Origin of the sequence: Streptomyces sp. NPDC060064 (assembly GCF_042736455.1) — a bacterium.
In the GTDB taxonomy this organism is placed as follows: domain Bacteria; phylum Actinomycetota; class Actinomycetes; order Streptomycetales; family Streptomycetaceae; genus Streptomyces.
In genome coordinates, this window is sequence record NZ_JBHWWF010000011.1 from 204,522 (window position 1) to 215,504 (window position 10,983).

The window sequence follows — 10,983 nt, forward strand, 5'->3', positions numbered from 1 at the left end:
GAGAAGCACGCCATGAACCAGATTACGGCAACGGCGCCGTCCGGCGTTCAGAGCGACAGCCTGACCGACACCATCCTCGCGGCGCTCATCGCGACCGGCGCCAGCACGGACACCATCGACACCGCCCGCGAGACCATCGCCGCCGGCCAGACCTACAGCGCCTTCGCTGTCGCCGTGCACGACCAGAACAACCAGGACCTGATCCCCGTCGTCGACTGCCTCGCCAGCATCACCCGGCGCGTCGTCGACAACCAGTCCCTCAAGCCGCTCCTCGCCCTCATCGAGCAGGAGAAGAAGGACGAGGCGGCCGCCGAGCCCGGCCACTACCCGTGGTGCGACGGCGACATCACCCGCCACTACGACGACGGCGAGCCCGTCGTCGAGCACGTCGGCCCGCGCATCGACATGCCCCTCCCGGACGACATGGCCTGCCGCGGCGACCAGCTCCTCTCCGCGAACCTCGGCGCCCTCGACGAGTTCACCGGCGAGCCGCTCGTCTCGTACAACAGCGGCGGCAACGGCGTTCTCCTCAACGGTCCCCAGCTCGACCAGGTCATAGCGGACCTCGACACCTTCGTCGACGGCCTCCGCCACATGCGCCACCTGATGGACATGGAGCGCGGCAAGTGACCGCGACCGACAACACCGCGACGGCCGGGGACCCCACCTCCGGCCGCCCGGCCAGGCAGCACCCGTCCCGAGCGGAAGAGAGCCACGGTTCGTGAACAGCAACACCGAGCCGCTGACGGCCGACCCGCAGATCATGCAGGACTGGGCCACACAGCACTTCGGCGCGACACCGCCCGGTCTCCTCGCCGTCTGCTCCACCAGAAACTTCGCCGGCATCCGCACCGCCGACATCGGCAACCTCGTCCAATGGGCCATGACCGAGGACCGGGCCGGGGTCCAAGGGATCTACGTCCGAGTCACCACGATCGCCCCTGGGTCGGTCACCAGCGGCCGAGGCAAAGCTGCCGACTCGCACGCGCTGATCGACATGTGGTCCGACCTCGACTTCGGCGACGACGGCCACAAGACCACCGGCCTCCCGAAGGACGCCGCCGAAGCCGCAGACATCCCCGCATTCGCCGGGCTGCCCGCGGCCACCGAGACACACCACAGCGGCGGCGGACTGTACAAGAGGTGGAAGCTCACCACCCCGGCCGTCATCGGCGAAGACCTCGACCTCGCCACCGCCACCCAGTTCGCCGCCGACTGGCAGAACATCCTGCTGCTCGGCGCGAAGAAGATGGGCAACGGATACGGGACTGGCGTCAAAGATCTGGCACGGGTGCTCCGCCTGCCGGGCACCATCAACCGCAAGCCCGGCCGGACCCCGGCCATGTGTCAGATCCTGGATGCCTCCGGCCCCAGCTACACGCTTGAAGAACTGCTCGAATTCGCGGACCGTCTGAAGCCGAAGCCCGAGCCGCGGCCCACACCCCCCGCAGCCGCCCCGCCTGTCTGGTCAGCGAAGACCTCGAGTCCGACGACCGGCGGCCCCGGGCCCATACAGATCCTCGGCGAGCACGCCTGCGCCGGAGAGATCCTCTCCTTCGTCGGCTGCACCTACCACCAGCAAGAGCCGGGCAACTGCTCGTACTGCGGGCCGGACTGCCAGCAGTGGCTCCGCCCCGGCTGGGCCCCCGGGGCTTCGACCACCGGCATCGCCGTACATAAAGGCGGGGCCGCCGTCACGATCCGCACCGACAACTTCCCCGGCCTGCCCGGCGACTTCGTCAACAAGGTGCTCTCGCCCGGCCAGCTGTTCGCCGCGCTGCACCACGGCGGCAACCTGTCCGCGGCCTCCGCTGACATCCGCCGGGCCGCCGAAGGTCATCCCTCGGCATCCGCAGCGGCGTCCGCGCTCCCGCCCGCGGTGCTGGCAGACGTTCGCGCCACACGGCCGGCCAAGTCCCAGCACCTGAGCATCGTTTCCGCCCCACAGACGGAGGCTCCCATCGACGGCACCGCTGCCCTGCAGCCCGACGCGGCCGCCCCGGACAACGACCAGGACGAACGCGAGGAACAGGGAGCCGAAGAGGCCCCGAAGCCCTTCGACTTCGGGAAGGCGTTCGGGCTCCCCGCCGACACCAAGACCCCCTACGGGTACCGCGTCGACAACCGCGGAGTCTGGGTCAAGCGGCTGATGGGGAAGGACAAGGACGAAGCATGGGTGCGCTTCGCCTTCACGCCCGTCGTCATCAAGGCGACGTTCGAAGACCCCGATGGCGAACAGTACGTAGAGCTGTCCTGGATCGACCGCAGCCGCAAGTTCCCCAGGCTCGTCACGCGCATCGTGTCCCGGGAGATCGCCAAGCGCGGCCGCAAGCTCATCGAGCACCTGGGCGGCGCCGGCCTCCCCGCCGTCGAGGGCGACGCCCGCGTACTTGAGCGCTGGCTCGCCGAGTTCGAGGCCGCCAACCTCGACCGGATCCCCAGCGAGAGGCTGGCGCGCCGCCTCGGCTGGCAGCCGGACGGCACATTCGTTTCCTCCCCCGAGGACGGCACCAAGGTCGACGTCGTCTACGAGGAGATGCGTGAGGTCGCCAAGGCTCACGGACGGAAGGGCACGTTCGACGACTGGCAAGGCACGGTAAAGACGCTCGAGAAGTTCCCGGTGCCGCGTATCGCCATCGCCGCCGCGCTCGCCGCGTCGCTCCTCCGGCCGCTGGGCATCAACTCCTTCACCCTCGACATCTCCTCGCGCAGCACCAAGGGCAAAACCACAGCCCTGCAGTGCGCGCTCAGCGTGTGGGCCAACCCGAGCGAACACTCCAGTGCCATGTCCAACTGGCGCACCACCCTGTACGCGATCGAGAAGCGGCTCAACCTCGTCCAGGGGATCGTCACCGTCTTCGACGAGACCATGGCCGTCTCCGACGACACCCTCATCGACGAGGTCCTGTACCAGCTGCCGATGAACCACGGCAAAGCCCGGTCCGGTGGAGCGTTCGGCAACATGCTGCCCTGGGAGACGATCCTGCTCTCCTCCGGCGAACGCCCCGCCCTGTCCTTCACCACCAGCCAGGGCGCCGCCGCGCGCATCCTCGGCACCACCATCCCGCCCTTCGGGAACAACGGTGGCGAGACGGCCGTGAAGGCCCGCGAGGGGGTCCTCGCCAACTTTGGCCACGCGGGCCCCGCCTTCGTCCAGCACCTCCAGGACGGTCTGGCTAAGCCGAACGGCCACATGGCCCTTAAGGACAGGCACAGGGATCTGACGGACAAGTTCCGTGGGGACAGCGACATGACCGGCCGCAGGGCGCCCATGGTGGCCGTGCTGGCCCTCGCCGAGGCTCTCGCGTGCAAGTGGGGGGTGCTGCCCTACGAGCCGCTGCCGGAGGAAAAGTGGCAGCGCATGTTCGCGGCGCACAACCCCACCGACAACCGGCCGGAGATGGCCATGGACGTCGTCCGCGAATACATCGCGTCGCACAGCTGGGAGCTGTGGCCGGGCGACTCCGACCGGCCCCCGTACACGGGCTGGCTGGGCGTCATGAAGGGTACGGCGGACAAGCCGAGCGCGGCCGTCCTGCCCGAGCGTCTGCGCAAGATCCTGGAGTCCGCGGGCTACTCGCTCGACGCCGTGCTGGATGGCTGGATCGCCGCCGGCTACCTGGAGGTGCGGGACTCTCAGCGGCCCAAGCACCTGATCCCGGCCCGGTTCGCCGGCACCCGGGCGCGGTGCATCACCTTCACTCCGCAGGCGCTGGACGTCGGCGCTGACGAGGCGGAGGCAGCGTGAAGGCCACCGATAGGGGGGTGGTACGCACTTCTGCGTACCACACCGCAGCCTCCGTTTCCGCAGGTCAGGGCGACTTCTTGTCTCCGGCGAGGCCGGTACGCAGCTCGCCGGAAATGGCAGCCGAAATGGCAGCGCGCGTGTGCGCGTGCGCAGGTGCGCGCGTATATGAGCGTGTCTTCCTGCGTACCTTGCGTACCACTCTAAGAAATAGAGACATAAGAGCAGGTCAGAAGCCCTTTGGGGCCGGTACGCAAGCCGGTACGCAGCCGGTACGCACGCGTACCACCGCAGCAAGCCACCCCTCCAGCACCGCCGGATCGAGGTAGAGCTATGCCCGCTTACAGCCCGCGCCCCTACCAGACCGAGGCGATCAACGCCCTCACCGACGGCTGGCAGGGAAACAACAACCGCCTCGGAGTCGTCCTCCCAACCGGCGCCGGAAAGACCGTCGTCTTCTCCAACCTCATCGTCGACAAGCTCACCAGCCTCAACGGGCACCCCGCCCTCGTCATCGCCCACCGTGAAGAACTTCTCACCCAGGCCGCAGACAAGATCAAGGCCGTCTGCCCCGAACTCCGGGTCGGGATCGTCAAGGCCGAACGAGACGAGCACCAGGACGCGGACGTCATCGTCGCCAGCATCCAGACACTGGCCGTCAAGCGCCGCCGCGAAGCCATCCGCGACATCGGCATGATCATCGTCGACGAGTGCCACCACGCCGCCGCCAAGACGTACATGACAGTCCTCGAGCACTTCGGCGCCTGGCGCGGCGTACCCACCGCAGGGTTCACCGCCACCATGACCCGGCAGGGCGGCGGACTCGCCGACGTCTGGCAAGAGGTCGTCTACACCCTCGACATCCTCGACATGATCCGCAACGAGTACCTGTGCGACGTCACCGGCAAGCGCGTCGTCGTCGAGGGCCTCGACCTCGACAAGGTCAAGACCCGGGCCGGTGACCTTCAGGACAACCAACTCGGCCAGGCCCTCGACGACTCCGGCGCGGCCGAGGTTGTCGCGGACGCCTACAAGGAGTTCGCCTCAGACCGGCCCGGCGTCGTCTTCACCCCGACCGTGGCGACCGCCCAGTCCATGGCTGACGCTCTCAACGACGTCGGCATCCCGGCCGCCACCATCTGGGGCGACATGTCCAAGGACGCCCGCGCGACCGCGCTGCACTGGTACAAGACCGGCCAGGTCCAAGTGCTCACCAACTGCATGGTCCTGACGGAAGGCTTCGACGCTCCGTGGACTTCATGTGTCGTCATCGCCCGGCCGACCAAGTCCGCCGGCCTGTACTGCCAGATGGCTGGCCGCGGGCTGCGTCTGCACCCGGGCAAGGACAAGGCGCTGATCCTCGACGTGATGGGCGCCTCCACCCGCCACAAGCTCGCCTCGATCGTCGACCTCACCGGGCGCAGCGTCTCTGCACCGAAGGAAGGCCAGTCGCTCCGTGAAGCATCGGACGCGGACGACTTGGCTGCGGCGATCGGCGAGGTGGAGTGGGAGGACGTCAACCTGTTCCACGAATCCCCGGTGCGCTGGCTCCAGACCGACGACGGGCTGTGGTTCGTACCCCTGACGGTCCGCATGTTCCTGTTCCTCGCTCGCGGTTCGCAGCCCGGCATGTACCGGCTGCGCTACTGGGGCGCGCAGGAGGGCGTTCTCCAGCCGGACCCGGACCGGGAGTTCCCCCTGGCGGAGGCGATGCACTGGACGGAGCACCGGGCCCGCCAGCTGGTGAACCCGGCGTACTTCCAGCGGGCCGCCCGCCACCGGGACAAGGCGCCGAGCTCAAAGCAGCGGGCCTGGTGCCGCTACAAGCGGGTCATCATCCCGGCCGGCAGTACGGCCGGACAGGTCTCGGACCTGATGGATATCCACGAGGCCAGCCAGGCCCTGCGTAGCTACACCTCTGCGGCCCTCGCCGCCTGAACCCGAAGGAGTTCACGATGACCGACCACGAGACACAACTGCTGGCGCTGGGTGCCAACATCGGAGTCGCCTTCACCATCGCCGTGCACTTTGTCGGCCAGGCCCTCGACGACCGCCGCGAAGCACGGACCGACCAGGCCGCCCTCAACCAGGCCCGCAAGTCGGTCGCCACCAGCGACTGGCGCGACGCCCTCACCGTGCGGGAGCAGGCGTGACCGCGGCCGACGAGAAGGGTCTAAGGAATGTTGAGACCCCTGGTGCGCACAATCTGCGTAACAGGTCGGACGGCGACCAGGGTCACGGCCAGACCGTGACCCCCGGCGGTGACCAGGCTTTTTCCCGGAGCCGGGAAGAAGGGTACGCAAGCTCGCGGGCCCCTTCTCGCCCGCTCGTCATCGGGCTGGACCTGTCCCTCACCTGCACCGGCGTTGCGGGTGACGGGTGGGTCGACTACATCCCGCCCAAGGCCCTGAAGGGTCACCCGCGGCTGGCGTACCTGGTCGACGAGGTCACCTCGTTCATCAAGAAGGCGGACCTTGCGGTGATCGAAGGCCCGTCATTCGGGGGCGGCGTCGCCCACCGGCACGAAGACCTCGCCGGGCTGCGCGTCATGGTCCGGCAGGCCTGCTGGCGCCGCGGCGTCCCCTACGCCCTCGTACCGCCCAGCTGCCGGGCGCTGTACGCCGCGGGCAAGGGCTCCGCACCCAAGGGCCTGGTCCGCGACGAGGTCTCGCGGCGGTACGGCATCGAGCTCGAGGGCGTCGCCCGCTACGACATGGCCGACGCCTACGCCCTGCTCGCCATGGGCCTGCACCACCTCGGCCACCCCTTGGCCGAGGTGCCCGAGGACAACGCCCGCGGCCTGGTCGGCTGCGCGTGGCCTGACACGGAAGGACTGGCGGCATGAGCGCATCGTGCGGCCTGTGCGAGCGGGACTTGCAGGACGGATACCTGTGCCCCGGCTGCACGCTGGGCACGGCGAAGCGGCTCGACCGCGCGCCGCTGCTCTACACCGCCCTGGCCGCGTTCCTCCACCCCGGAGGGCGCCGGCCGGAGCTCGGCCGCAGCACCCGCGTACACGCACCCCTGCCGATCGCCGAGCCCGTACTCAACCTGCGCGGGCCCGGCGGCATCGTCGGCATCCTCGAAGACTGGCGCTCCGCGATGCAGGCGGACCGCGGCTGGGGCCAGCCCGCGGTCCGCGGCGACACCGAGGCCCGTATCAGGGCCGCCGCGCGCGGGCTCGGCATGAATCTCGAATGGATCGCCGCCAGCTGGCCCATGGCCGGCGCGTTCGCCGAGGAGCTCCGCGACCTCGAGCGGTCCGTGCTCTCCATCGTCAGCCCGCCCGACGCGTCGCTGCGTCTCGGCAACTGCCCGGCCGTCTTCGAGGACGGGGTCGTCTGCGGCGCCGTCCTTCGCGTCCCGTCCGGCACCACCAAGGTTGAGTGCAAGTGGTGCAACACCGCCTATCCGCCCGAGTCCTGGCTCGCCCTCGCTGCCAATCAGTGGGACGACCAGGACGCACAGCAGAAGGAGGCGTCCTGATGGCCGTCACCTACATCACGTGCCGCGTCCAGTCCCGTCGCGGCGTCCAGTGCACAGCCGAAGCGGTCGACCCCACGGCCAAGCTCAAGATCTGCACGCGCCACCTCGCCGAAGCCGTGGAGCTGCTCGGCGACGCCATGGGACGCGTGCCCAACCCCCGCCGGACGCAGGCGACTTGACCCGCCGATTTTGTAACAAAGGCTTACAGAACGGCTGATCTTGTGCCAAGCTCGGCCGTACAACCAAAAACAGAACGGCCCCCGCCGGTGCGTCAACACCGAACGAGGGCCTGACCGAAACCTTGATCTAGCAAGGAGACGGCTATGGCGAATCCTGCCATGCCCACGGGCCATGCCCGCAACCCCGACGATGTCGCCCCCGACCGCACCCGCGTGTGGCTACGGCGCGCATCCCTCGCCGCCGGCGTCGCCTTCACCGCGACCGCCGAATACGAACTCGCCCGCCGCATGGGCGCAGCGAAGCCCATCGCCGTCATGCTGCCGGTCGTCATCGACTGCTACGTGATGGCCGCCCTGCGCTGGTTCCGCGCCTTCGATATCGCCCTGAGCCTGGCGCTCATGGGCGCCGCACAGGTCGCAGCCCATGCCCTCGACGCGGGCGTCCTCGAGGTCGACCTGCGCATGGTCGTCGTCGTGTCCCTGCTCGCCCCGATCGCGATCTGGCGGACGCACGCCCTGGCCCGGGACTCACGCAAGACGCACTCCGTCCCGGTCGAGACGGACGTCGTGGATGTTATCCACGTCAGCCCGGCCGCCGTCCCGGAGAGGCCGGCCGCCGAGCCGGTCATCATCGAGCGGGCCGAGCAGCAGGACACCGCCGAGACGCCGGAGCTGCCGCCCGTCCCGCCGCGTCTCCTCACATCCGGCGAGGTCGCCGATCGGTGCGGCGTCAACCAGTCCACCGTCCGCAGCTGGGTCGCCAACGGACGCCTGCCCGTCCACGAGAAGGACGCTCGAGGACACAACCTGTTCCACCCGGACGCCCTCCTCGCGGAGGCGTCCCGATGAAGACGGTCACCATCAACACCCGCGACCACGGTCCCGTCACCATCCCCGAACCGTCTTGGTGTACGGGCGGCTTCCACCAGCCCGGCGGTGCCCGCGCCGACATCACCCACACCTCGGACGACATCCCGTTCAACGTCGAGACCAGCGACGGCCCGGTCACCGCGATGCGCGCGGCATTCGTGCGGCGTCCGTTCGCCGGTACGGACCCCGACCGCGGGGTGTACGTCGCGGTCGAGCTCGACGGCGAGTGGCACCCGTCCGACCCCCGGCAGCTCGACCGCATCGCCGCCGCGCTGGTCATCCACTCCGTGCACCTGCGGACCCTCGCCCGCCAGCTGGCCACCATGCAGCACGCGGAGAGGGGCGAGTGATGGGAATCCGCGACCGCGTCCGTGACGCCGTGCTCAACAACACGACCCGAGCCGACGGCTCCACCCCGGCGCTTGCCCAGCGAGCTACTCAGGCCGCCTCCGTGCTCGCCGACACGGCGGCCGACCACAGCACCGCCGCCGCCTACGCCATTGCCGGGCTCGGTGCCGCAGCCGTGGCTGCCGAGGGCGCGATGTCGAACTACGTCTACCCCAAGGGCGAGTACGCGACGTTCAGCGACGACGGCAAGAAGCGGGGTCGGCGATGAGCGACATCGAGAAGGCCTCCGCCGAAGCGGTTGAGGCAGCGCACAACTCGGAGCAACTGGCGCTCATCGCGGCCGTACTTCGGGCGCAGCAGCTCACCCAGCAGGCGCAGCAGTCGTCTGTCGGAAATCCGACAGACGCCCGCTCCTCGGGCAGCGCGGCGAAGTGGATCGGCATCGGAGTCGGGGGCTCGATCTTCCTGCTGACCGTCGCCATCTCCGCCATGGCCGTCGCCATCTCTGCCGTGGCGCTCACGATCTGCGTCCTCGTCCTCCGCTCCATCTGGAAGGACGTCCAGAAGGGCCGCTGACAGTCCCTCCGTCCTGTCGAGGCCTTGCATGTCATACAAGCCCTCGGCGGGTGCGGTGGGGCCGGACAGTCCAGCCCCAGACAGGAGAGAGCGTCATGACCGCAGCAGAACTCCGGCAGCAGCTCGCCGCCGTCCTCGACACCCGCACCGTCGGAGGCGACCGGCCCGAAGGCGCCGAGCTCGAGGCCATCGCCCTCGGCCTCGCCGCCGTGTCCGCAGCCATCTCCGAAGTCGACGAGAAGAAGGCCGTCTAATGCCCTACGCCGACGAACCGAAGCTGACCTCGTGGGAGAAAGCCAAGGTCGCGAGCCTGATGGCCCGTATGGCCAAGCGAGGGCTGGCCGATGACCGCGTGAACGGTGGCCGCGTCTACCAGGCCGACCTTGAGCGCAAGGTCGAGCGCGTCCTCGAAGGCGCCCGCCGGCGGGAAGCCCGCGAGGCAAAGACCAAGTAGCAACCCCGGGGCGGCCGTCCGCCTGGCAGCTGCTCGACCGCCCCGGGCCCATCTCTGAGAGAGAGGACCCCCATCATGACCGACACCACCATCCCGATCTCGTGGGACACCTTCGGGGACGCACCCGAGGACGCCGTGACCCTCACCAAGGCGGACCACGAAGACGCCGTCCTCGCCGACGCCGAAGCGATCGTCGAAGCCGTCGACCGCGACGACAACCCCCTCGCCGACTGGCTCACCGTCCCCGACGTCCCGATCCTCCCCGCGTGGGCCCGCAACTGGGCCAGCGTCCGCGCCAACTCCGGTGCCCTGTTCAAGCTCATCGGCTGGCACGCCGGCTATCACGCCATCCGCACCCCCAAGTACGCCGTCCGTATCGTCGGCTACAGCGCCCGCGGAGCGTTCCGCGGCGGCCGACGCCTGTGGCCCGTCCTCACCGCCCAGGACCACACCCGCACCGTCAAGGCCCTGCGCGCCCAGTCCAAGGCCAAGCCCGACGACGAAACCCTCGCCATCCGCTACCAGATGGCGCACCGCGCCCGCACCGAAGCCCGCCGCTGGCGCTGGGGCTCCGCCGCCTTCGCCCTCTCGGCTCTCACAGCCACATACAAGATCGACCTCGTCCCGTTCGGCCTCAAAGCCCTTGTGACCTGCGGCCTGTGCACCACCCTGTCCACCCTCGGCTGGGGCGATGAGGCCAAGGTCCTCGACCACGCCTGCGCGCCGCTGCGCATCGACATGTCCGGCCAGCAGCTCAACGACGCCCTGCGCGCCGTCGGCCTGCTCAAGCAAGGCAAGGGCGACGAGGACGGCCCCAAAGTCACCTGCATCATGGGCCCGCTACGCGAGGGCAACGGCTGGGCCGTCGTCTTCGACCTCCCGCGCGGCGGCGGCAAGACCGCGGCCGATGTCCTCGCCAAGCGGACCGCCATCGCGGCCGAGCTCGGCGTCGACGAGATTCAGGTCATCATGGCCCGCGTCCGCGCCCACGGTGGCGGTCACGCAGGACGCGTCTCCATGTGGGTCGCCGACGACGACCCGTACCTCGCCCCGCCCGTCCCGTCGCCCCTCGAAGGGATGGAGACGTTCTCCATCTGGGACGCCGTCCCGTTCGGGCAGGACGCCCGCGGCAACCGCGTCTCGGTGCCCGTCGTCTGGCAGTCGATGTTCTTCGGCGGCCTGCCCCGCCGCGGCAAGACCTTCACCCAGCGGCTCCTCACCGCGGCCGGTCTGCTGGACGCCTACGTCAAGCACTACGTCGCCGACTTCAAGGGCGGGCAGGACTGGATGGGGATGCGGCACGTCGCCCACCGCCTGGTCCTCGG

General features: G+C 69.5%; 13 protein-coding genes and 1 pseudogene. All 14 read left to right on the forward strand.

Annotation, left to right across the window (positions count from 1 at the left end; translation table 11 throughout):
- The first annotated feature begins 12 nt into the window (after positions 1 to 12).
- Positions 13 to 630 carry a DUF6907 domain-containing protein gene (locus ACFWDI_RS16065; RefSeq protein WP_385304390.1) on the forward strand — a complete coding sequence of 206 codons (618 nt, stop codon included), beginning with the start codon at positions 13 to 15 and terminating at the stop codon, positions 628 to 630.
- Between the two features lie 91 nt (positions 631 to 721).
- Positions 722 to 3,748, forward strand: a complete 3,027-nt coding sequence (locus tag ACFWDI_RS16070; RefSeq protein ID WP_385304393.1) for a DUF927 domain-containing protein — start codon at positions 722 to 724, stop codon at positions 3,746 to 3,748.
- Between the two features lie 330 nt (positions 3,749 to 4,078).
- Positions 4,079 to 5,683, forward strand: a complete 1,605-nt coding sequence (locus tag ACFWDI_RS16075) for a DEAD/DEAH box helicase (protein ID WP_385304395.1) — start codon at positions 4,079 to 4,081, stop codon at positions 5,681 to 5,683.
- 17 nt (positions 5,684 to 5,700) lie between these two features.
- Positions 5,701 to 5,898 carry a hypothetical protein gene (locus ACFWDI_RS16080; protein ID WP_385304396.1) on the forward strand — a complete coding sequence of 66 codons (198 nt, stop codon included), beginning with the start codon at positions 5,701 to 5,703 and terminating at the stop codon, positions 5,896 to 5,898.
- Positions 5,895 to 6,590, forward strand: a complete 696-nt coding sequence (locus tag ACFWDI_RS16085) for a hypothetical protein (RefSeq protein WP_385304399.1) — start codon at positions 5,895 to 5,897, stop codon at positions 6,588 to 6,590. Before ACFWDI_RS16080 ends, ACFWDI_RS16085 begins: the two co-directional genes overlap by 4 nt.
- Positions 6,587 to 7,231 (forward strand): hypothetical protein, encoded by a 645-nt coding sequence (locus ACFWDI_RS16090; protein WP_385304401.1) that lies wholly within the window; start codon positions 6,587 to 6,589, stop codon positions 7,229 to 7,231. The genes ACFWDI_RS16085 and ACFWDI_RS16090 overlap by 4 nt, the downstream gene beginning before the upstream one ends.
- Positions 7,231 to 7,410: a hypothetical protein gene (locus tag ACFWDI_RS16095; RefSeq protein ID WP_385304403.1), complete on the forward strand. Its 180-nt coding sequence runs from the start codon at positions 7,231 to 7,233 to the stop codon at positions 7,408 to 7,410. Before ACFWDI_RS16090 ends, ACFWDI_RS16095 begins: the two co-directional genes overlap by 1 nt.
- Positions 7,411 to 7,554: 144 nt before the next feature.
- Positions 7,555 to 8,259: a helix-turn-helix domain-containing protein gene (locus ACFWDI_RS16100; RefSeq protein WP_385304406.1), complete on the forward strand. Its 705-nt coding sequence runs from the start codon at positions 7,555 to 7,557 to the stop codon at positions 8,257 to 8,259.
- Positions 8,256 to 8,630: a DUF6907 domain-containing protein gene (locus ACFWDI_RS16105; RefSeq protein ID WP_385304407.1), complete on the forward strand. Its 375-nt coding sequence runs from the start codon at positions 8,256 to 8,258 to the stop codon at positions 8,628 to 8,630. The genes ACFWDI_RS16100 and ACFWDI_RS16105 overlap by 4 nt, the downstream gene beginning before the upstream one ends.
- Positions 8,630 to 8,896, forward strand: coding sequence for a hypothetical protein (locus tag ACFWDI_RS16110; RefSeq protein WP_385304408.1), 267 nt, complete (start codon positions 8,630 to 8,632; stop codon positions 8,894 to 8,896). Before ACFWDI_RS16105 ends, ACFWDI_RS16110 begins: the two co-directional genes overlap by 1 nt.
- Positions 8,893 to 9,204: a hypothetical protein gene (locus tag ACFWDI_RS16115; protein WP_385304410.1), complete on the forward strand. Its 312-nt coding sequence runs from the start codon at positions 8,893 to 8,895 to the stop codon at positions 9,202 to 9,204. Before ACFWDI_RS16110 ends, ACFWDI_RS16115 begins: the two co-directional genes overlap by 4 nt.
- 95 nt (positions 9,205 to 9,299) lie before the next feature.
- Positions 9,300 to 9,458 carry a hypothetical protein gene (locus tag ACFWDI_RS16120; protein ID WP_385304411.1) on the forward strand — a complete coding sequence of 53 codons (159 nt, stop codon included), beginning with the start codon at positions 9,300 to 9,302 and terminating at the stop codon, positions 9,456 to 9,458.
- Positions 9,458 to 9,658, forward strand: coding sequence for a DUF6257 family protein (locus tag ACFWDI_RS16125; protein WP_385304413.1), 201 nt, complete (start codon positions 9,458 to 9,460; stop codon positions 9,656 to 9,658). Before ACFWDI_RS16120 ends, ACFWDI_RS16125 begins: the two co-directional genes overlap by 1 nt.
- A gap of 75 nt (positions 9,659 to 9,733) precedes the next feature.
- Positions 9,734 to 10,983 (forward strand): annotated as a pseudogene (locus ACFWDI_RS16130) (cell division protein FtsK); the annotation flags it as partial.